This window comes from Micromonospora terminaliae, from assembly GCF_009671205.1.
GTDB classification, from domain to species: Bacteria; Actinomycetota; Actinomycetes; order Mycobacteriales; family Micromonosporaceae; genus Micromonospora; species Micromonospora terminaliae.
This window is the reverse complement of sequence record NZ_CP045309.1, coordinates 3,616,711-3,638,606: the sequence shown is the minus strand read 5'-3', so window position 1 is coordinate 3,638,606 and position 21,896 is coordinate 3,616,711. Positions and strand designations below refer to the sequence as shown.

General features: G+C 74.8%; 14 protein-coding genes. 9 read left to right on the top strand and 5 right to left on the bottom strand.

Annotated elements, in window-relative coordinates; translation table 11 throughout:
• Positions 1–4: 4 nt before the first annotated feature.
• Positions 5–850, bottom strand: a complete 846-nt coding sequence (locus GCE86_RS16410) for a GNAT family N-acetyltransferase (RefSeq protein ID WP_154227788.1) — start codon at positions 848–850, stop codon at positions 5–7.
• A gap of 146 nt (positions 851–996) precedes the next feature.
• Between GCE86_RS16410 and gltB the strand changes: the two genes are divergently transcribed.
• The 4 genes from gltB (at position 997) to GCE86_RS16390 (ending at position 9,632) form a co-directional block, all read left to right on the top strand.
• Entirely contained in the window at positions 997–5,661 is a 4,665-nt protein-coding gene (gene gltB, locus GCE86_RS16405; protein WP_154227787.1) for a glutamate synthase large subunit, read from the top strand.
• Positions 5,654–7,162: a glutamate synthase subunit beta gene (locus GCE86_RS16400; protein ID WP_154227786.1), complete on the top strand. Its 1,509-nt coding sequence runs from the start codon at positions 5,654–5,656 to the stop codon at positions 7,160–7,162. The genes gltB and GCE86_RS16400 overlap by 8 nt, the downstream gene beginning before the upstream one ends.
• 213 nt (positions 7,163–7,375) lie before the next feature.
• Positions 7,376–9,028 (top strand): MFS transporter, encoded by a 1,653-nt coding sequence (locus GCE86_RS16395; RefSeq protein ID WP_154227785.1) that lies wholly within the window; start codon positions 7,376–7,378, stop codon positions 9,026–9,028.
• A gap of 91 nt (positions 9,029–9,119) precedes the next feature.
• Positions 9,120–9,632 carry a hypothetical protein gene (locus tag GCE86_RS16390; protein WP_154227784.1) on the top strand — a complete coding sequence of 171 codons (513 nt, stop codon included), beginning with the start codon at positions 9,120–9,122 and terminating at the stop codon, positions 9,630–9,632.
• 48 nt (positions 9,633–9,680) lie between these two features.
• Here GCE86_RS16390 and GCE86_RS16385 read toward each other — a convergent pair whose 3' ends face one another.
• Entirely contained in the window at positions 9,681–11,222 is a 1,542-nt protein-coding gene (locus tag GCE86_RS16385; protein ID WP_154227783.1) for a M1 family metallopeptidase, read from the bottom strand.
• Positions 11,223–11,421: 199 nt separating this feature from the next.
• On the opposite strand from GCE86_RS16385, the gene GCE86_RS16380 reads away from it, so the two are divergent.
• Entirely contained in the window at positions 11,422–12,207 is a 786-nt protein-coding gene (locus GCE86_RS16380) for an SGNH/GDSL hydrolase family protein (protein WP_154227782.1), read from the top strand.
• A gap of 75 nt (positions 12,208–12,282) precedes the next feature.
• Here GCE86_RS16380 and GCE86_RS16375 read toward each other — a convergent pair whose 3' ends face one another.
• Positions 12,283–13,743 (bottom strand): MFS transporter, encoded by a 1,461-nt coding sequence (locus tag GCE86_RS16375; protein ID WP_154227781.1) that lies wholly within the window; start codon positions 13,741–13,743, stop codon positions 12,283–12,285.
• 285 nt (positions 13,744–14,028) lie between these two features.
• On the opposite strand from GCE86_RS16375, the gene GCE86_RS16370 reads away from it, so the two are divergent.
• Positions 14,029–14,610, top strand: coding sequence for a TetR/AcrR family transcriptional regulator (locus GCE86_RS16370; protein ID WP_167537049.1), 582 nt, complete (start codon positions 14,029–14,031; stop codon positions 14,608–14,610).
• 52 nt (positions 14,611–14,662) lie between these two features.
• Here GCE86_RS16370 and GCE86_RS16365 read toward each other — a convergent pair whose 3' ends face one another.
• Complete coding sequence (locus GCE86_RS16365; RefSeq protein ID WP_154227779.1) at positions 14,663–16,084, bottom strand: alkaline phosphatase PhoX; 1,422 nt, start codon at positions 16,082–16,084, stop codon at positions 14,663–14,665.
• Between the two features lie 191 nt (positions 16,085–16,275).
• Between GCE86_RS16365 and GCE86_RS16360 the strand changes: the two genes are divergently transcribed.
• The 3 genes from GCE86_RS16360 to GCE86_RS16350 all read left to right on the top strand — a co-directional run bounded on the left by GCE86_RS16360 (position 16,276) and on the right by GCE86_RS16350 (position 20,381).
• Complete coding sequence (locus tag GCE86_RS16360) at positions 16,276–18,789, top strand: FtsK/SpoIIIE domain-containing protein (RefSeq protein WP_154227778.1); 2,514 nt, start codon at positions 16,276–16,278, stop codon at positions 18,787–18,789.
• A complete protein-coding gene (locus GCE86_RS32085) occupies positions 18,786–19,700 on the top strand; it encodes a hypothetical protein (RefSeq protein ID WP_244316998.1) in 915 nt (304 codons plus the stop codon). The genes GCE86_RS16360 and GCE86_RS32085 overlap by 4 nt, the downstream gene beginning before the upstream one ends.
• Positions 19,701–20,117: 417 nt before the next feature.
• Complete coding sequence (locus tag GCE86_RS16350) at positions 20,118–20,381, top strand: DUF6244 family protein (protein ID WP_154227777.1); 264 nt, start codon at positions 20,118–20,120, stop codon at positions 20,379–20,381.
• A 13-nt stretch (positions 20,382–20,394) separates the two neighbouring features.
• Here the strand turns inward: GCE86_RS16350 and GCE86_RS16345 are convergent, their stop codons facing one another.
• A complete protein-coding gene (locus tag GCE86_RS16345) occupies positions 20,395–21,744 on the bottom strand; it encodes a pentapeptide repeat-containing protein (protein ID WP_154227776.1) in 1,350 nt (449 codons plus the stop codon).
• Between the last annotated feature and the right edge of the window lie 152 nt (positions 21,745–21,896).

Sequence of the window (21,896 nt, the reverse complement as noted above, 5' to 3'; positions counted from 1 at the left end):
GGCGTCAGCCGATCACCGCCGTGGGTTCGGCGATGCAGGCGGTGCCGACGCGGCGGAAGCCCACCCGCAGGTAGACCCGCGCGATCTCCTCGCTGCCGGCGGAGAGGAACACCAGGTCGGTGCCCGCGGCGCGCAGCCGGTGGGCCAGGGTGGCGGTCACCGCCGCGCCGAGGCCGCGCCGGCGGGCGGCCGGGAGCGTGGCGACGCCGGCGATCTCCGCCACGTCGTCGACCCGCATGGCCATGCCGCTGGCCAGCGCACCCTCGGCGGGGGTCTCGGCGAGCACCGAGATGCGCCGGCCGTCGGCGATGCGGACCGCCTCCTCCTCCAGCGCGGCCACGTCCAGCCGGGAGACGGCGGCGTCCCGCTCGGCCGGGCCCGCCTCGCCGCGCGCGGTTCCGCCGTGCGAGAAGCCGACCGCGGCCACGGCCCGCCGCAGCGCCACGTCCGCCGCGAAGCCGGGGTCGCCGGGGTCGAGCACCCGCACGGGTACGTCGCTGAGGGTCGCCGGGTCGGGCAGGTGGTCCGGCTCCAGCACCATGAGCGGCGCCTCCAGCACGCTCAGCCCGGCCGAGCGGGCCACCGCCAGCAGGTCCGGGGTGATCTCGTGCACCCACTCGAACGCCTCGGGCAGGCCCAGTTCGCGCTGCCGGGCGCGGACGGCGGTCACGTCGGCCAGCGTGGGCGGCGCGGTGGCGCCGGGGCGGGGGCGGGCGTAGAACGGCCAACCGGCGCCGTCGCGGACGAACAGTGCCAGACCGCCGTGTTCCTCCGTCCGGGCCACGTCACGGGGCACGGCGTCGTAGAACCGCTCCAACCGGTCGAGCACGTCAGCGCGTACGACATCCACCGCGCGAGACTACACGTCCCAGATTCTGGAAGTGTGATCAATCTGAACTGGCCTTGCGCCGGAAGCCCTAACGTAGACTCAATAAAACCCCCGAGGGCCGACGTCGTCCCCACCATGTTCCAACCTGAGTGACGACAGGAGGCCCGGTGGCCTTTCCGTACCCTCACAGCCCCCAGCCGGCCCCGCGGACGACGGGCCTCTACGACCCCGCGCACGAGCACGACGCCTGCGGTGTGGCCTTCGTGGCCGACCTGCACGGGCGCCGCTCGCACGAGGTCGTCGCGAACGGTCTCGGGGCGCTCTGCCGGCTGGACCACCGGGGCGCCCGGGGCGCGGAGCACAACACCGGTGACGGCGCGGGGATCATGATCCAGGTGCCGGACGCGTTCCTGCGTACGGTGGTCGACTTCCCGCTGCCGCCCGCCGGCCGGTACGCCACCGGCCTGGTGTTCCTGCCCGACGACGACGCCGCGGAGGCCCGCGCCCGCCAGGTGGTGGAGAAGTACGCGCTGGTCGAGGGGGCCGACATCCTCGGCTGGCGGGACGTGCCCACCGACCCGTCCGGCCTGGGCGAGACCGCCCTGGCGGCGATGCCCCGGGTCCGGCAGCTCTTCCTGGCCGCGCACCGGCTCACCGACGCGCCCGCCGGCCCCGCCGGCTCCCCGCTGAGCGGGCTCGACCTTGACCGGGTGGCGTTTTGCCTGCGCAAGCAGGTCGAGCGGGAGACCGCCGAGCGGGGCGTGCCGGCCTACTTCCCGTCGCTGTCCGGGCGGACCATGGTGTGGAAGGGCATGCTCACCCCGGACCAGCTCCCGGCGTTCTACCCGGAGCTGACGGACGAGCGGGTGGTGAGCGCGATCGCGCTGGTGCACTCGCGGTTCTCCACCAACACGTTCCCGTCCTGGCCGCTGGCCCACCCGTACCGGTTCATCGCCCACAACGGCGAGATCAACACGATCCGCGGCAACCGGAACTGGATGCAGGCGCGCGAGGCGCTGCTGCGCAGCCCGCACCTGCCCGGCAACATCCGCCGGATCTTCCCGGTGTGCACGCCGGCCGCCTCCGACTCGGCCAACTTCGATGAGGTCCTCGAACTGCTGCACCTGGCCGGGCGCAGCCTGCCGCACGCGGTGCTCATGATGATCCCCGAGGCCTGGGAGAACGACCCGCAGATGCGCGCCGACAAGCGCGCCTTCTACCGGTTCCACGCGAGCCTCATGGAGCCGTGGGACGGGCCGGCCTCCGTCGCCTTCACCGACGGCGAGATCGTCGGTGCGGTGCTCGACCGCAACGGGCTGCGTCCGGGCCGCTGGTGGCGCACGGCCGACGGCCTCGTGGTGCTGGGCAGCGAGGCCGGCGTGCTCGACCTCGACCCGGCGACCGTGGTCGCCAAGGGCCGGCTCCAGCCCGGCCGGATGTTCCTGGTCGACACGGTCAACGGCCGGATCGTCCAGGACGACGAGATCAAGGCCGAGCTGGCCGCCGCCCAGCCCTACGGGGAGTGGCTGCACGCCGGCCTCATCGAGCTGGACGAACTGCCGCCGCGCGAACACATCGTCTACACCCACGACTCGGTACGCCGCCGGCAGCAGACCTTCGGCTACACCGAGGAGGAGCTGAAGATCCTGCTCGGCCCGATGGCCCGCAGCGGCGCGGAGCCCATCGGCTCGATGGGCACCGACACCCCCATCGCCCCGCTGTCCACCCGGCCGCGACTGCTCTACGACTACTTCCACCAGCTCTTCGCCCAGGTCACCAATCCGCCGCTGGACGCCATCCGGGAGGAGCTGGTGACCAGCCTGGCGTCCACCATCGGGCCGGAGGGCAACCTGCTCGACCCGGGCCCGGCGAGCTGCCGGCAGATCGTCCTGCCGTACCCGGTCGTCGACAACGACGAGCTGGCCAAGATCCTCTCCATCGACGAGGACGGCGACCTGCCCGGGTTCAAGGCGGTCCGGGTCTCCGGGCTCTACCGGGTCCGCGACGGCGGCGCCGGCATCAAGGCCCGGCTCACCGAGATCTGCCGGCACGTCTCCGAGGCCATCGAGGACGGCGTACGCATCCTCGTGCTCTCCGACCGGGACTCCAACGCCGACCTGGCGCCGATCCCGTCGCTGCTGCTCACCGCCGCGGTGCACCAGCACCTGGTGCGGGAGCAGACCCGGACCCAGGTGGCGCTCATCGTGGAGTCCGGCGACTGCCGGGAGGTGCACCACGCGGCCGTGCTGATCGGGTACGGCGCGGCGGCGGTCAACCCGTACCTGGCCTTCGAGTCCGTCGAGGACATGATCTCGACGGGCGCCCTGGTCGGCGTGGAACCGGGTACGGCGATCCGCAACTACGTGAAGGCGCTCGGCAAGGGCGTCCTGAAGATCATGTCGAAGATGGGCATCTCGACGGTCTCGTCGTACTGCGGTGCGCAGGTCTTCGAGGCGGTCGGCCTGGACACCCGGCTGGTCCAGCGCTACTTCCGGGGCACCCCGAGCACGATCAGCGGCATCGGGCTGGCCGAGATCCACGCCGAGGTGGCCGCCCGGCACGCGCTGGCCTGGCCGCCCGCCGGGGCCCGGGCCAGCGACCGGCTGGAGGTCGGCGGCGAGTACCAGTGGCGCCGCGAGGGCGAACTGCACCTGTTCAACCCGGAGACGGTCTTCCTGCTCCAGCACGCCACCCGCAGCCGCCAGTACGACGTGTTCCGGCAGTACACCACCAAGGTCGACGAGCTGGCCGCGAAGGCGGGCTCGCTGCGCGGGCTGTTCACCCTGCGCACCGGGGTGCGCCCGCCGGTGCCACTGGACGAGGTCGAGCCCGCGAGCGAGATCGTCAAGCGGTTCGCCACCGGCGCCATGTCGTACGGGTCGATCTCCGCGGAGGCGCACGAGACCCTGGCCATCGCCATGAACCGCCTCGGCGGCCGGTCGAACACCGGCGAGGGCGGCGAGGACGTCGACCGGCTGCACGACCCCGAGCGCCGCTCGGCGGTCAAGCAGATCGCCAGCGGCCGGTTCGGCGTCACCAGCGAATACCTGGTCAACGCCGACGACCTCCAGATCAAGATGGCGCAGGGCGCGAAGCCCGGCGAGGGTGGTCAGCTGCCCGGCAACAAGGTCTGGCCGTGGATCGCCCGTACCCGGCACGCCACCCCGGGCGTCGGCCTGATCTCGCCGCCGCCGCACCACGACATCTACTCCATCGAGGACCTGGCCCAGCTCGTCCACGACCTGAAGTGCGTCAACCCGGCCGCCCGGGTGCACGTGAAGCTGGTCAGCGAGGTCGGGGTGGGCACCGTGGCGGCCGGCGTGGCGAAGCTCAAGGCCGACGTCATCCTGATCTCCGGGCACGACGGCGGCACGGGCGCGTCACCGCTCAACTCGCTCAAGCACGCCGGCACCCCCTGGGAGCTGGGCCTGGCCGAGGCCCAGCAGACATTGCTGCTCAACAAGCTCCGCGACCGGGTCACCGTGCAGGTCGACGGCCAGCTCAAGACCGGCCGGGACGTGCTGGTCGCGGCGCTGCTGGGCGCCGAGGAGTTCGGCTTCGCCACCGCGCCCCTCATCGTCGAGGGCTGCGTGATGATGCGGGTCTGCCACCTGGACACCTGCCCGGTCGGCATCGCCACCCAGAACCCGGTGCTGCGCGAGCGCTTCACCGGCAAGCCGGAGTTCGTGGAGAACTTCTTCCTCTTCCTGGCCGAGGAGGTCCGCGGGTACCTGGCCGAGCTGGGCTTCCGCAGCATCTCCGAGGCGATCGGGCACACCGAGCTGCTCGACGTCGCCGGCGCGATCGACCACTGGAAGGGCCACGGGCTCGACCTCAGCCGGGTGCTGCACCTGCCCGAGCTGCCCGAGGGCGCGGCCCGGCGCGGGATCCGGGCCCAGGACCACGGCCTGGAGCTGGCGCTGGACAACCAGCTCCTCGCCCTGGCCGAGCCGGCGCTGCGCGACGGCACGCCGGTCCGGGTCGAGGTGCCCGTGCGCAACGAGCACCGCAGCGTGGGCGCCATGCTCGGCGGCGAGGTGACCCGCCGCTTCGGCGGCGCCGGGCTGCCCGACGACACGATCGAGTTCCTGCTGCGCGGCACCGCCGGCCAGTCGTTCGGCGCGTTCCTGCCGCGCGGGGTCACCCTGCGCCTGCACGGCGACGCCAACGACTACGTCGGCAAGGGCCTCTCCGGCGGCCGGCTCGTCGTCCGCCCGGACGCCGCCGCGCCGTTCGCGGGCGCGGACGCCGGCCCGGGCGGGCGCGCCGAGGACCAGATCATCGCCGGCAACACGATCCTCTACGGCGCCACCGGCGGCGAGGTCTTCCTGCGCGGCCGGGTCGGCGAGCGGTTCGCGGTGCGCAACTCCGGCGCCGTGGCCGTCGTCGAGGGTGTGGGCGACCACGGCTGCGAGTACATGACCGGCGGCACGGTCGTGGTGCTCGGGCCGACCGGGCGCAACTTCGCCGCGGGCATGTCCGGCGGCACGGCGTTCGTGCACCGGCTCGACCGGCGGCTGGTCAACGCCGAGCTGGTCGACCTGTCGCCGCTGGGCGTGCAGGAGCGGGAGCGGCTGCACGAGCTGGTCCAGCGGCACTTCGCCGAGACCGACTCGGCGGTCGCCGAGGAGCTGCTGAAGCGCTGGCCGGAGGCGGTGGAGGAGTTCACCGCCGTGGTTCCCCGGGACTACCGCCGGGTGCTGGAGATCATGCGGGCCGCCGAAGCCGCCGGCCATGACGTCGACGACGCGGTGATGAGCGCGCTCGCACCATCCGCTGCGCCGGTGCCGCCCGCCCCGCGGGCGGTCGCCCAGGAGGTGGCTCGTGCCTGACCCGAACGGTTTCCTGCGCTACGACCGGCGGCTGCCCGCCCGCCGTCCGGTCCCCGTGCGGATCATGGACTGGCGGGAGGTCTACCCGCCGGCCGGCGAGGAGCTGATCCGCGAGCAGGCCACCCGGTGCATGGACTGCGGCATCCCGTTCTGCCACGACGGGTGCCCGCTGGGCAACCGCATCCCGGACTGGAACGACCTGGTCCGCACCGGCAACTGGGACGCCGCGGTGGAGTCGCTGCACGCCACCAACAACTTCCCCGAGTTCACCGGGCGGCTCTGCCCGGCGCCCTGCGAGGCGGCCTGCGTGCTCGGCCTGGGTGGCCAGCAGCCGGTCACCATCAAGCAGGTCGAGGTGGAGATCGCCGACGCCGCCGTGGCCCGGGGCGGGCTGCGCCCGCAGCCGGTGCCGGCCCAGACCGGCAGGTCGGTCGCCGTGGTCGGCTCCGGCCCCGCCGGGCTCGCCGCCGCGCAGCAGCTCGCGCGCGCCGGCCACGCCGTCACGGTGTACGAGCGGGACGACGCGTTCGGCGGCCTGCTCCGGTACGGCATCCCCGACTTCAAGCTGGAGAAGCGGCACGTCGACCGGCGGCTGGCCCAGCTCGCCGCCGAGGGGGTGCGCTTCCGCGCCGGCGTGGAGGTCGGGGTGGACGTCACCGCCGAGCAGCTGCGCGCCGAGCACGACGCCGTGCTGCTCGCCTGCGGCGCGCTGCAGGGCCGGGACACCCCGGCGACGCCGGGGCGGGAGCTGCGGGGCGTACACCAGGCCATGGCGCACCTGGTGGCCGCGAACCGGGTGGTCGCCGCGGCGGGCGAGGGGAAGCCCGCCCTGGCCACCCTGCCCGACGGCACGCCGATCGACGCGGCCGGCAAGCACGTGGTGATCATCGGTGGTGGCGACACCGCCGCCGACTGCCTGGGCGTCGCCCACCGGCAGGGCGCGGCCGGGGTGCACCAGCTCGACCTCTACCCGGAGCCCCCGGCCGACCGGGACGCCGGGCGCGACCCGTGGCCCACCTGGCCGTGGGTGCTGCGCAGCTACCCGGCCCACGAGGAGGGCGGCGAGCGGGTCTTCGCCGTGGCGGTGCAGGAGTTCGTCGACGACGGCACCGGCCAGGTCCGGGCGGTCCGGATCGCCGAGGTCACCGTCGAGAAGGTGGACGGCCGGCGGATCGTCACGTCCCTGCCCGGCTCGGAGCGGGAGATCCCGGCCGACCTGGTGCTCCTCGCCATCGGCTTCGAGGGCACCGAGGAGCAGCCCCTGCTCGGCCAGTTCGGGGTGGCCCGCAACGGCCGGGGCGCGGTGGACGCCCGCCCCGACTGGCAGACCGGCGCCGACGGCGTGTTCGTGGCCGGGGACATGCACCGGGGCGCCTCGCTCATCGTGTGGGCGATCGCCGAGGGCCGGGCCGCCGCCGCGGCCATCCACGCGTACCTGGGTGGGGCCGGGACCCTGCCGGCGCCGGTCGACCCGGCGCGGCAGCCGCTCGCCGCCCGCTGACCCGTCGCGTCACCGGCACCCCGGTCCCTGCCGGACCGGGGTGTCGTGGCGTCCGGATCCGGTTCGTGCCCGGCCCGTACCGGCCGCCCGACCCGGCTCGTGAACCCCCTCACCAACTGTCGTCGGTAGGTTTGACCGCCGCCAGACTTGGGCGCTGGCCGGACCCGCGGGGGTCCGGCTTCGTCGTGTCACCGTCTGGACGGGGAAAGACTCATGGCACTCGGCGCCACGTTCGCCGCGCTGCGCCACCGCAACTACCGGATCTGGGCCGCGGCCGGATTCGTGTCGGTCATCGGGACCTGGATGCAGGTCCTCGGCGTCAACTGGTACGTGCTGGCGCAGACCGGGTCGGCCACCTCCATGGGGTTCACCGTCCTGCTCCAGGCGCTGCCCACGCTGGTGCTGAGCGTCTGGGGTGGCACGCTGGCCGACCGGCTGCCCGCCAAGCCGCTGCTGATCGGCGCCCAGGCCGCGCACGCACTGCTCGCCGCCGCGCTGGCCGTGGTGGCGATCACGGGCACCGGCGGGCTCCCGGCGATCTTCGCGATCTCCCTGGTCACCGGCGCGGTGTCGGCCGTCGAGGGCCCGGTGATGGGCCGCTGGGCCTCCACGCTGGTGGACCGGGAGAGCCTCGGCAACGCCCTTGCGCTCGGCTCGCTCACCAATTCCGCCGGGCGGATCCTCGGCATGAGCCTCGGCGCCGTCGTGGTCGCCGCGGTCGGCCCCGCCGTGCTCTTCGCGGCGAACGCCGTCAGCTTCGTCGCGGTCGTCGTGGCGCTGTTCGCGGTACGCGAGGGGGAGCGGCACGCCGGTGAGCCCGCACCGGCCGGCGCGGCCCCGGCCGACGGCGGCATCCGGGCCGGCTTCCGCTACCTGAGACGCCAGCCCGTGGTGCTGGTCGCGCTGGCGCTGTCCTTCGTGCTCGGCAGCCTCGGCCGCAACTACCAGGTCACCATGGCCGCCATGAGCGACGGGCCGCTGCACGGCGGCGCCTCCGGCTACGGCGTGCTGTCCACCGTCTTCGCCGTCGGCACGGTGCTCGGTGCCCTGTTCGCGGCCCGCCGTCCGGAACTGAGCTACGCGGTGCTGGTCGGCGCCGGTCTGCTCGCCAGCGGGTTGCAGATCGTCGCCGGCCTGGCCCCGGGCACGTTGAGCTTCGCCGCCGTGATCCTGCCGGTGGCCGCCGCCGCGGTGGTCATCGACACCACGGTCGGCGCCCGGGCCCAGCTCGACACCGACTACGCCATGCGCGGCCGGGTGCTGGCCGCCCTGGCGGTCACCGGCTCGGTGTCCGCGGCCGTGGGTGCGCCGCTGCTCGGCTGGCTGGCCGAGCACGCCGGCCCCCGGCAGACCCTGGTGCTGGCCGGCACGATCACCGCCGTCGCCACGGCGGCGGCCGGGGTGGCCCTGGACCGGCTCCGCGAGCGCCGGCTGGCACACCGGTTCAACCGGGTGCTGGCCGCGCCCGCGACCCGCCCGGTCCGCCGGGCCGCCGCCACGGCCGCCCGGGTCGTCCGCCCGGCCGGCGCGGTGCTGGGCGCCGTACCCGCCGGCGCCGCCCGGGTGGTCCGCCCGGCCGGTGCGGGTTTGATCGCCGCGACCGGCGCCGCCCGGGTCGTCCGCCCGGCCGACGCCGGTCTGGCCGCCGCGACCGCCGTGGCGCTGCCCCGCCCGACGGTGTTGGCCGGCGCGTCACCGGTGGCGCTGCCGGGCGCGCGTCCCGGCGCCGGCCGGCTCCGGTCGGGCCGGGCCGTCCGCGCGGACCAGGACTGCGCGGGCTGCGCGCCGCACCGGGGCAGTCGCCGCTCCCGGTGGACCGGGCTGCGGTCGCCGTTCGCGCACCGCGACGGCTGCCCCGCCGCCTGACCAGGCGGCGCCCGGCCGGGGTGAGCGAGGTCATGCCGCCGCCGGGCCACGCGGGGCCCGACGGCGCGAAGATCGTCACTACGCTGCGGGCATGGACGTCGAGGTACGCCTCCGGCGCATCCGCCGGTGGCTCTGGGTCGTGGTGGTGGGTCTGTTCCTCAGTGGGGTGACGGCGTTCCCCCTGGAACTGGAGGTGCGCTGGCTGCTGCGGGCGCTGGACCCGCTCGCCGGCCAGTTCCCGGCGCTGGTGGCCTGGATCGAGCGGGTCCACACCGGCCTGGTCGAGACCGGCGAGCGCTATCCGTTCATGCTCTACGGCACCGACTGGCTCGCCTTCGCGCACCTGGTGCTCGCCGTGGCGTTCTGGGGGCCGCTGCGCGACCCGGTGCGCAACGTCTGGGTGGTGCAGCTCGGCATGATCGCCTGCGCCGGCATCGTGCCGCTGGCGCTGATCTGCGGGCCGCTGCGGGACATCCCGTGGTTCTGGACGCTGGTCGACCTCTCCTTCGCCGTCGGCGCGTTCCCGCCGCTCTGGTTCGCCTACCGGCACATCCGGGCGGTCGAGGCGGCGGCGCCGGCCCCGGCCACGCCCGTGCCGGCCTGACCGGCGGGGCCCGCTCCCGGGACCGGAGCGGGCCCTCGCCCGCGTCGCTCAGTGCGTGAGCAGCTCGTGGGCCTCCCGGATCTTCGCCCACGACTTGGGCTGCGCCGGGGCGGCGAGCGCGCCGCGGGCCGTGGTGGCCACCTCGGGGCGCCCGGCGGTGAACAGCCAGGTGGTGAAGACCGCGTCGAGGTCCCGGCCGGAGATCCGCTCGGCGAGCGCCTGGAACTGGGCGATGGTGCCGTTGCCGTAGCGGTGGGCGGCGGTCCAGGCCGGCAGGATCCGGAAGAACGCCTCGTCGCCGACGGCCAGCCGGAGCTGGTGCAGCGCCATGGCGCCCCGGTCGTAGACCGCGTCGTCGAAGATGCCGGCGGCACCGGGGTCACCGGGGAGGACCTGCCAGAACTCCGAGTCCGCCGGGTAGCTGGCGTAGGTGAAGTCGAACAGCTCCTGGGCGGTGCCCTCGCCCTGCTCCTCCGACCAGAGCCACTCGGCGTACGAGGCGAAGCCCTCGTTCAGCCAGATGTTGCGCCAGTCGGCGACCGAGACGGAGTCGCCGAACCACTGGTGCGCGTTCTCGTGCACCACCACCGACACGTTGGCGCCGCGCCGCCAGAAGCTGTGCCCGTAGACGGGGCGGCTCTGCGTCTCCAGGGCGAAGCCGATGCCGTCGATCGGACCGGCCACGCCGCCCTGCGCCTCGAACGGGTACGGCCCGAACAGGCCGCTCTCCCAGTCGACCACCTCGGCCGTGCGCTCGATGCTGGCCCGGGCGGCCGGCCCGCGCTCACCCAGCGTGGTGCTGTACGCGTTGATCACCGGCTGCCCGTTCGGCGCGGTGTCGGTGACGATGTCGTACTGCCCGATGGCCAGGAACGCCTGGTAGGTGGCGCCCGGCTTGACGCTGCGCCAGCTCCACCGGGTGCGGTTGCCGGCCTCGGGCAGCGGGTCGCGCGGCTGCACGCCGTTGCTGACCACCTCGACGCCGGTCGGCACCGAGACCGAGACGTCCCAGGTGGCCTTGTCCTTCGGGTGGTCGTTGCTCGGGAACCACCACCAGGCCGACTCGGGCTCGTTGACGGCGAGGGCGCCGTCGGCGACCCGGGTCCAGCCCGTGTAGCCCTGGACCAGCGTCTCGGACGGGATGCCGGCGTATTTCACGACGACGGTGAGCTGCTGTCCCTTGAGGATCGGCCGGGGCGCGGTGACGGCCAGCTCGTGGACGCCCTCCCGGGCGAAGGCGGCCGGCCAGCCGTTGACCCGGACCGACTCGACGCCGAGGAGGAAGTCGAGGTTGAACCGGGACAGGTCCTGGGTGGCGGTGGCCAGGATCGTGGTGGTGCCGCTGAGCCGGTCGGTGGCCGGTTCGTAGCGCAGCCGGATGTCGTAGTGGCCGACGTCGTAGCCGCCGTTGCCGTAGTCGGGGAAGTAGCTGTCGCCCAGGCCGGGGCTGCCCGGGGCCGGGGTGGCCGCCGCGGGCTTCGGCCGGCCCCAGCCCGGTAGGGCGGCGGCCTGGCCGGGGGTGCCGGTCACGACGGTGCCGGCGGTGGTGACGGTCAGGGCGGCGATGGCCGCCGTGAGAGCGCGTCGCACGGGTGGACTCCCTCCATCGGGGTGTACGCACCGCCAACCTAATCGACGGTTGTGAACGCGTCTGCCCTCGAACGCGGGCGAGAGCTATTCAATCTATGGCGATGTTTCGATAGGATTACCGACTAGTAACAAGCACGACTCCCCAGGCCACGCGCGCGGTCAACGGGCTCCACCACCCCTGTCCCGTGGAGGTCCTGTCATGTCCCGTCGCGTCCGCACCGCCCTCGCCGCACTGCTCGCGGCCGTCCTCGGTGCCGTGCTCGTCCCCGGCGTCGCCCGGGCGGCCACCGTCAACTACGTCGCCCTCGGCGACTCCTACTCCTCCGGCGTCGGGGCCGGCCCGTACGACCTCTCGACCTGCCTGCGCAGCCAGAAGTCGTACGCCCCGCTGTGGGTCGCCGCGCACGCGGTCACCAGCTTCCGGTTCCCGGCCTGCGGCGGGGCGGTCACCGCCGACGTGATCGGCAGTCAGGTGAACTCGCTGAGCACCAGCACCACCCTGGTCACCGTCACCATCGGCGGCAACGACGCCGGCTTCGCCGACGTCATCACGAGTTGCCGCTTCGGCAGCACGTCGAGCTGCGAGAGCGCCGTCAACGACAGCCGGGCCTTCGCCACCGCCACCCTGCCCGGCCGGCTCGACAACACCTACGCCGCCATCCGGAACCGGGCGCCCAACGCCCGGCTCGTGGTGCTCGGCTACCCGCGGCTGTTCGAGACCGGCTACTGCGGCCTGCTGGCCATGAGCACCTACAAGCGGACCATCCTCAACAACGCCGCCGACCTGCTCGCCACGGTCATCGCCGACCGGGCCCGGGCGGCCGGGGCCACCTTCGTCGACGCCCGGCCGTTCTTCGCCGGTCACGGCGTCTGCGCCGCCGACCCGTGGATCAACGACGTGAGCGGGCTCGTCGAGGCGTACCACCCGGACGCCGACGGCTACCGGTACGGCTACCTGGCCGCACTGACCGCCGCCATCGGCTGACCCGGCGCGACGGCGGCCGGCGGTCCGGGATGGACCGCCGGCCGCCGCCGGTGTGCGCGATGGTGTCGGGCCCGCTCAGCGCGCCGGCACCAGTTCGCCGGTCAGCTCCGGCTCGGTGCTCCGCGCCGGCGGCCGGCCGTGCCGCGCCCGCGCCGCCCGGCGGCCGGACGGGACCGCCAGGGCGGCCAGCGCGGCCGCGAGGGAGATGCCGGTCAGCAGCAGGAAGCCCATGGTGAAGCCGGCCTCCCGGGGCAGCCCGCTCGCCTGCGGGTGGGCCGTGATCACGCTGCTGGCCACCGCGGCGCCGATCGCGCCGCCGATGGTGCGGATGTTGGCGTTCATGCCGGTGGCCACGCCGGTCTGGCGGGCCGGCACGCTGGCCACGATGAGGTTGGCCATCGAGGCGAAGGCCAGCCCGATGCCGAGGCCCACCAGGCCGCCGGCCACGCCGATCTCCCAGCGGGTGTCGTGCGCGACGGTCAGCATGGCCGCGGCGAGCACGTTGAACACGGCCCCGGTGGAGAGCTGCGCCTTGGCGCTGAACCGGGACGCCAGCCGGCCGGCGACGAGGCCGGCCACGAACATGCCGACGAGCATGGGCAGCATGAGCAGCCCGGCCTGGGTGACGCTCGCGCCGAAGCCGTACCCGGCGCTGGTGGGGATCTGCACGAACTGCGGCAGGAAGGCGTAGACGGAGAACATCGAGGCGCCGTAGAGCAGGGCGACCAGGTTGGTCGTCCAGACCGCGGGCAGGCGCATCATCCGCATGTCGATGAGCGGGTTCGCCGAGCGGGTCTCGGCCACCAGCCAGCCGGCCAGGAGCACGCCCGCGAGCGCCAGCAGGCCGAGCACCCGGCCGGACGTCCAGCCCCACGTGGCGCCCTTGCTGACCGGCAGCAGCAGCGCCACCAGCCAGCCGGAGAGGAGCAGGGTGGCCGCCCAGCTGATCCGGCCCGGGGTACGCACCGGCGACTCCGGCACGAACCGGTGCGCCGCGAGCGCGGTGAGGCCCACGACGACCATCGGGATCCAGAACAGCCAGCGGTAGCCCAGGGTGGCGACGATCGGCCCGGCCAGCACGACGCCGAGGCCGCCCCCGGCGGCGACGATCGCCGAGATCGCCGCGACGGCCGAGCTCACCCGGGCGGCGGGGAACTCGTCGCGGATGATGCCGAAGGAGAGCGGGAAGACCGCGCCACCGATGCCCTGGACGACCCGGGCGACGATGAGCATGCCGATGTTGGGCGCGACGGCCGCCAGCAGGCAGCCCAGCGCGAGCGCGGCGAGGGAGACGACCAGGGTCCGTTCCTTGCCGACCATGTCGCCGACCCGGCCGAGGACCGGGGTGAAGATCGACGCGGACAGCAGGTAGGCGGTCAGCACCCAGGTCACGGTGTTCTGCGAGGTGTGCAGGTCGTGCTGGATGGTGGGCAGCACCGGCGTGATCAGCGACTGGAGCATCGCGAAGAAGCCGGCGCCGGCGGCGAGGACGAGGAAGGTCAACCGGCGCGAGTCGCGCCGGACGGTGTCGATCACGGAAATGGCTCCCGTTCGCATGACGTGGGAAAGGTGTTCCGGGTGCCGCTCGCGCGGATCAGCAACGGTGGCGGCCTCGGCGGGCTGAGGTGTCTCAGCGGGTTGCGGGCATGGTGGGACCTCCCGGGTCCGATGTCTGGTTCGCCGGCCGCGGTGGGTGGGCTCGGCGGGGAAAGCCGGAGTAAGCTATCCGGAGGCAAGGCTCCGGTCAGTTCCGGAGGGGTGCCTCCACTAACGTAGCGGAGGGGTGCCTCCGTTTGCAAGGGGAGGGGGGTGACGCCCGTCATGGCCAGCGCAGACCAGCTGGGCGAGGTCTTCGCCCGGCGCCCGAAGCGGGCCGATGCCCGCCGCAACTACGACGCGCTGATCGCCGCCGCCCAGGAGGTCTTCGGCGAGTGCGGCGCCGGCGCGTCCCTGGAGGAGATCGCCCGGCGGGCGGGTGTCGGCATCGGCACGCTCTACCGGAACTTCCCGAAGCGGCGCGACCTGTTCGAGGCGGTCTACGTCGAGGAGGTGCGCGCGCTCAGCGCGTCCGCCGCCGACCTCGCCGACCTGCCCCCGTGGGACGCCCTGGTCGCCTGGCTGCACCGGTTCGTCGCCTACGTCGGCACCAAGCGCGCCCTGGCCGAGGAGCTGGTGCACGACTCCGAGGTGTTCCGCAGCTGCCGCACCGAGATCTACGCCGCGGGCGAGCCGCTGCTGCGCCGCGCGCAGGAGGCCGGGGTGGCCCGGCCGGACGCCACCTTCGACGACGTGGTGCGGCTGGTCAGCGGCATCATGGCGTACCAGTTCTTCGAGCCGGCCCAGCGCGACCGCGTCCTGACCATCGCCCTGGACGGCCTGCGCCACCCCGCCGCAGCTCGCTGACAACGGAACGGCCGGCGACCCCCGAAGGGGCCGCCGGCCGTCACCGTCGGCGTCAGGACGCGTCGGTGTCCGCGTTGCTCGGCCGGCCCCACGGGCCGGTGATCGCGAAGACGTAGCCCGGGGACTGGATGTTGGCGAACAGGATCTTCCCGTCCGCGCTGAACGTCGGGCCGGTGAACTCACTGTCGTTGAGCTCGTTGCGGGCCAGCGGGTACGCCTTGCCCTGCTCGGTCACGCCGACCAGGTGCGACACGCCCTCGCCGTCCTCGGCCAGGATCACCCCGCCGTACGGGGAGACGGTGATGTTGTCCGGCCCGTCGAAGTTGCCGTTGTCGGCGTCCGGGTCGGTGTTCACGCCGAAGATGGTCTTCAGCGTCACCGTCTCGGTGCGCGGGTCGTAGAACCACACCTGGCCGTCGTGCTCGTTGACGCTGCCGTCGTCGTGCCGGGCGAAGCTGGCTACGAAGTACGCGCCACCGTCGGCCCACCAGGCGCCCTCCAGCTTGCGGCTGCGGGTCACCTCGTCGTCGGTGAACTGCTTGCGCACGGAGACCGTCTTGGCGTCCCGGTCCGGCACGTCCACCCACTGCACCTTGTAGCGGGTGCCCGGCGTGGTGGCCTCGGACAGGTCGGCCACGTGCTGGCTGCCCCGGAAGCAGCTCATCGCCTGGAGGCTGCCGGCGGTGTCACCGTCCGGCCGCTGGGCGAGCGCGCGCAGCGCACCCTTGCCGGCCCGGAAGCCGGCCGGCGGGGTCCAGCGGAAGTAGAGGCCGTTCGGGCCTCCCGCGTCCTCGGTGAGGTAGATGGCGTGGGTGTAGGGGTCCACGGCCACGGCCTCGTGCGAGTAGCGGCCGAGGAACTTCAGCGCCACCGGGTTCTGGTTGGCGGCCCGGTCGTGCGGGTCCACCTCGAACACGTACCCGTGGTCCTTCAGGTACTGCCCGCCGGCCTTCTGCTCGGTCTCCTCGCAGGTCAGCCAGGTGCCCCACGGGGTGATGCCGCCGGCGCAGTTGTTGTGCGTGCCGGCCACGCTGACGTACTCGCGCAGCCGCCGGCCCCGCCCGTCCACCTCGATGGTGGTGGTGCCGCCGCGGGCGCCCGGGTCGTAGGTCAGGCCGGCCAGCGCCGGCACCGGGAACGGCTCGCTGCCGCCGATCTCGTGGTTGTTCACCAGCACCGACCCGTTGGGCGAGCGGAAGCAGCCGGTGCCGTCCGCGTCGCTCGGGGTGGCCTGGCCCGACTCCAGCAGGGTCACGCCTGCCTGGGCCACGATGGTGTAGGAGAAGCCCGGAGGCAGCGCAAGCAGACCGGCCGGGTCCGGCACGAGGTCGCCGTAGCCGACCGCCGTGCGGGTCGCGGCCCGGGCCGCGGCCGGGCCGGCGATGGCGTCCAGGCTGCCGGCCACCACGATGCCGAGACCGGCGGCCGCGCCACCGTGCAGCACGGCCCGCCGGGAGATGGGGGAGGAGGTCACGTCGTCGCCTTCCTGTTCAGAGCGTTGCTCACGGCACAGGCAAATGCGGCCGGGGGAACGGCGTCCGGCGGGAACGACCACCGCGGGATGAACAGTGGGCCAACGTCGGGTGCGCGCCGCGCACTGTGCCCGGCCGCCGCGCGTCCGTTAGGGTTCCCTTCGATCGGTACGGCGGCGTCGGAGGGCGGACGGTGGGCAGGCTCGCGACGGCGTACCGGCAGGCGGTCGCCCTGCACCGGCAGGCCCTGCGCCGCTGGGAGGTGGCCCGGCGGGCCCTGGCGGCCGCCGGCCCGGCGCCCGTCGGCAGCCCCGAGCTGGTCGCCCGGCTGGCCCGGCTCGGCGGCGAGCTGGCCGCCCCCGTGCCCGGCACCGCCCGCGCCGCCACCCACCCCGTTCCGGTACGCCTCGGCGAGGCGACCACCGTGGACGGCGGGTTCCCGGTGCTGGTGCCGCTGGGTGCGGGCGCGCACCTCGCGATCGACGCCGACGCCCGGGACCCCCGGGTCGGCGAGCTGCTGCGGGCCGTGGTGGTGCGGCTCCTCGCTGCCGCGCCGGCCGGCACGGTCCGGGTGGCCGGCATCGACCCGGCCGCGTTCGGTGCCGCCTTCCTGCCGCTGCGCCCCCTGCTCGACGCCGGCGTGCTCGCCCCCGCCGCCACCACCGTGGCGGAGACGACCGCCCTGCTCGACGCCGCGGAACGGCACGCCCGGACCGCCCTGGGGGCCGCGCCCGAGGACCGGGAGCTGCTGCTGGTCGTCGCCGCGTCCGCCCCGCCGCCGCGCGAGCTGGCCCGGCTGGCCGCGCTCACCCACGCCGGGCCGGCCGCGGCGGTCTGCGTGCTGCTGGCCGGCCACCCGCCCGCCGGGCCGGGCGAGGCCCCGCCGCTGGGCGCCACCACGCAGCTCCGGCTCAACGAGCGGTACGCCCTCGTGGGCGACCCGCCCGGCCGCCCGTTCAGCGCCGACGGCAGCGGCCTGGCCGCCCCGGTGCTGCTCGACGGCGACCCGTCCCACGCCGCCGTGACGGGGCTGGCCCGGCGGCTCGGCGAGGCCGTCCGGCGGGCCACCACGGTGAGCTTCGCCGACCTGCTGCCCGCGCGGCGCTGGGCCGAGTCGTCCGCCACCGGGTTGCGCACGGTGCTCGGCCGCGCCCGGGAACCGGTCACCGTGGCGTTCGACGACGCCACCCCGCACTGGCTGGTCGGCGGTCGCACCGGCGCCGGCAAGACGGTGTTCCTGCTCGACGTGCTCTACGGGCTGGCCGCCCGCTACTCGCCGGCCGAACTCCAGCTCTTCCTCCTCGACTTCAAGGAGGGGGTCAGCTTCACCGAGTTCGTGCCCACCGACCGGGACCCGTCCTGGCTGCCGCACGCCCGGGCGGTCGGCATCGAGTCCGACCGCGAGTACGGCGTGGCCGTGCTGCGTGAGCTGCGCGCCGAGCTGGGCCGCCGGGCCGACCTGCTCAAGCGGCACGGCGTCAGCAAGCTGGCCGACCTGCCGCCGAACGCCCGGCCGCCCCGGATCGTCACCGTGGTCGACGAGTTCCACGTGCTGTTCGCCGGCAACGACCCGCTCGCCCGGCAGGCCGTCGACCTCATCGAGGAACTGGCCCGCAAGGGCCGCTCGTACGGCCTGCACCTGGTGCTGGCCAGCCAGAGCACCACCGGCATCGAGGCCCTCTACGGCCGGGCCGAGGCGATCTTCGGCCAGTTCCCGCTCCGGGTCGCGCTGCCCGGTGGCGGCGGCGTCCTCGACCCGCTCAACGACGCCGCGAAGACGCTGACCGTGGGCACGGCGGTGGTCAACACCGCCGGAGGCACGGCCGGCGCCGACACCGAGGTCCACTTCCCCGACGCGCACGCCGCCGCGGCCGAGCTCGCCGCCCTGCGCCACGAGCTGTTCGCCGCCCGGCCCGCCGGTGCCCGCCCACCCGCGGTCTTCCGCGGCTACGAGACCCCCCGGCTCGCCGACGACCCGACCTGGCTCGCCCTGTCTCCCGGCGACGAGCCGCCGCTCGCCCTCGTCGGGCGCACCGTCGACGTGGCCGGCAGCCCGGCCGGGTTCCGCCTCGACGCGAGCCCCGGCCGGCACCTGGCCGTGGTGGGCACCGCCACGAGCGGCGTCGACGTGCTCCGGTCGACGGCCCTCAGCCTGGCCCGGCAGCACGCCCCCGGCACGGCCCGCTTCCTGCTCGCACCCCTGGCGCCGGGCACCACCGACCGCGCCGACGACCTCGCCATGACCCTCGCCGCCGCCGGCCACCCGGTCCGCCGCCTCGACGCCGCGGCCCTGCGCACCCACCTGGCCGACCTGGCCGCTGGGGCAGTTCCCAGCGGCCGGACCTACCTTGTGGTGTTCGGGATGGACGCCGCGGCCGGGGCGCTCGCCGCGACCGACCCGGAGACCTTCCGGTCCGGGCACGACGACCTGCGGGCGGTGCTGCGCCAGGGCCCCGCGCACGGGGTGCACCTGCTCGGCTGGTGGCGCGGGCTGCGCCGGCTCGCCGAGGACCTCGGCGGCAGCCAGAACCGCGACGACGTGGCCTGCCTCGTGGCGCTCAACGTGCCCGCCGCCGACCTCGGGCTGCACCTGGGCGTGCACGACCTCGGCTACGCCCCGCGCGACGGCCGGGCGCTGCTCGTCGACCGGCACGAGCACCGCACCGCCCTGGTCGTGCCCTTCGCCGCCGACGGGGAGGAGTCGTGACGGGGTTCGACGAGTACGCGGCCCTGCTCCGCGAGCTCTCCACGCGGCAGCGGGGCGGCGAGCGGGCGGTCGCCGCCGAGGCGGAACGCCGGCGGGCTCTCCAGTCCACCGTGGACCAGCTCGGCCGGCGGCTCGCCGCCCAGGGGCAGCGCCTCGACCAGCTCGGCCAGGCCATCAACCTGCCCATGCGCTCCGTGCCGGCCGAGAGCCCGGACGCGCAGGCGATCCCGTTGGGCGCCCCGCCGGCGGCGGTACCGGCCCAGCCTTCCGCGGGGCCTGCCACAGGTGCGGCCGGATCCGCGGCCCCTGGCTTGCAAACGGCGGCCCCTGCGTCGGGGCTGACCGCGTCGGCTGCCGGACCGGTCACGCCCGTGTCGGGCGGGGCGCAGGCGCCCGGAACCGGGGGCGGGGTGACCGGCGGCGCAGCCGCCGCGCCGGGGCGGCCGGGGGTCGGGGCGTATCCCGAGGGGACCGTGCCCGGTCCGCGGGTGGGTGACCCGGCGGCCGAGCTGGCCGCGGCCGGGCGGCTGGCCGACGAGGCCGACCGGCACGGGGAGCTGGCCGAGGCCCTGGCGCGGCGGCCCGTGCTGCTGCCCACCTGGTCGGCGCCGGCCCGGGCGGTGGCCGTCTACGCGGCCTGCGCGCTGGCCGGCTCCCTGCTCATGCTGGTGGCGCTGATCGGCTCGCCGCTGCCAGCGACCGGGCTCGACCTGGTGGCCGCCGTGTCGTGCGCCGGCGTCCCGCTGCTGTCCTTCCTGGCCGGGCACCTGGTGCTCGGGCGGTGGGGCCGCCCGGTGCTCGGGGGTGAGACGCCGCCGGGGCGGTACGTGCCGCTCGGCTTCGTGATCTGCGCGCTGGTCGCGCCGTCGCTGTTCTGCGTCTATCTGGTCGTCTTCCGGCTGCTGACCTGATCAGGAGGCGGCGCGGAGGCGCCCGCCGACGCGAGGGCTCGCCGGCGCGCAGGGAGGTCACTGTCCGTGCCGGGACCGCCGATTCACACACCGTGACGGCCCCGGCGAGGGGGCCTGGAACCAGCTCCGCGCCTTTGCTCTGCAGCCATCCACGCATCGCCGGCTTGAGCTGCCGTTCTTCTCCGGCCCTCCGCATCGCGGTCCGGCGGCACGACTACGTTGAGCAAGCGATGCGTCCGTGGCTGCAGAGCAAAGGCGGAAGAGGGTGCCGGCCGGGGCCGGAACCCTCGTGACAGTACGTGCACGACATCAGGCAGCTGACCGCTGCGCCGGCCGGCAGACGTCCGGAGGACGATCGCGGCCTGCTCTCGTAGGCTCCTCTGTGGTGCTAGCGGTGCGGGTGACAGGGGAGGGCGCGTGAGCGCAGCGGACATCATGGCGAGGCTGGCGGCGGCGGCCCGGAAGCTGGACGAGGCGAAGGCCCGGACGGCCGCCGCAGCGCAGGACGCCGCCGAGGCGCGGGCGCTGGTGGCCGGCGCGCTGGAGGGCGTGGCGGCGGGACCGTTGCTCAACATGATCGACGCCTACCGGCAGGCGCTCACCCAGGCCGCGCAGGGCGGGGAGCCGGCCCGGCAGCACGTGCAGGAGACGATCGCCAAGGTCCAGGCGCTCGGAAGCTGAGCGGTGCCGGTGGTCAGGGGTCGGTGAGGACGAGCCACCCGTCGTCGCGCCGGCCGACGGTCGTGCCGGGCGGCCAGACGTGGGTCACCTTCGTCGACGCGCGGGCCTGGTCGACCAGCGGCCGGCGGGCGAATGCCGCTCCCTCGAAGCCGGCCGGGCCGTGGAACACGGCCCGGCCGAAGTTGGCGGCGCCCTCGAAGCGGGCCCCCTCGAACCAGGCCTCCGCCACGAACTCGGTCCAGCGGAACAGCGCCAGGTCGGCGAACCGCGCCCGGCGGAAACCCGCGTACGCCGCGAAGCTGGCGTGCTCCATGGACAGCCCGCCCAGGAACACCGCCTCCCGGAAGCTGGCGCTGCCGGTGAACGCGGCCCGGTCGAAGCTGCTCGGCTCCCGCAGCGTGGCGCCGCGGAAGGAGACCTCCCCGAACGTCGTTCCGCGGCAGGACAGCCCGCCGCCGAGGTCGGCCCGGTCGAAGCTCGCCCGGCCCGTGAACCGGGCGTCGTCCAGCACGAGTTCCGCGTCGCCGGTGAGGTCGTCGAACACGGCGTCCGCGAACTCGGCGGTCAGCCGCAGCCGGCCGTGCACGACCGCCCCGGCGAAGCTGGTGGTGCCGGTGCAGACCGCGCCCGTGAGGTTCAGGTCCACGAGGGTGCAGCCGGCCGCGTCGAAGCCGTCCAGCCGGGCGCCGGTCAGGTCCAGCGCGATGCCGGGCCACCAGCCGTCCTGGTCCGCGCGCAGGTGGCGGGTGAGCATCCGCTGCGCGGTGCGGCGTACCTCGGTCTCGCGCGGGTCGTCGGGCGCTGGCATCCGGAGGTACGCGCACAGCACCGCCACGGTGGTCGGGCGCTGCCCCGGGTTGTCCTGACCGAGCCGTTCCAGGGCGTGCAGGCCGCCGAGGCGTACCGCGGGGTTGTCGCTGCCGACCAGCTCGATGGCCCGCACGTACAGCTCGGTGAGCCGCCGCTCGGCCGCGTCGTGCTCGGCGGCGGCGGCCTGCCGCTCCTGGTGCCGCTGACCGGCCTCGGCGACCGTCTCGGCGTGCGCCTGCACGCGGTCGCGGTGCGCCTGGTCACGGGCGGCGACGGCCTCCTGGTGGCGCTGCCCGCGCTCGCTGATCCACTGTCGACGGGCGGCGAACAGCAGCGCCAGCCCGCCGCCGGTGCCGGCGACCACGGTGAGGCCGGTGCGGATGGCGTCGACGCGCAGCGTGGCGCGGGTGTCGGGCTGGGTGGCCCGGTCGGCCTCGGCGAGCAGCCAGTCCAGGACCAGCCAGCCGAGCAGGACGGCCAGCAGCAGCCCGAGCAGCGCCAGCCACCAGGGCATCACCCGGAGCGGCTTCTCCGGCGGTGGTGGTGCGGACACGGCGCCCAGCATGCCATCCGCGCCGGCTCGCCGGGGGACCCGCTCGACGCCGGATACGCCGCTTTGTGCTCCCTGCGGAACAACGGGTTACCAGCGCGTAACTTTCCATTGACGTGTGTGAAATCGGACACGCATCATCGTTTCCACGATCG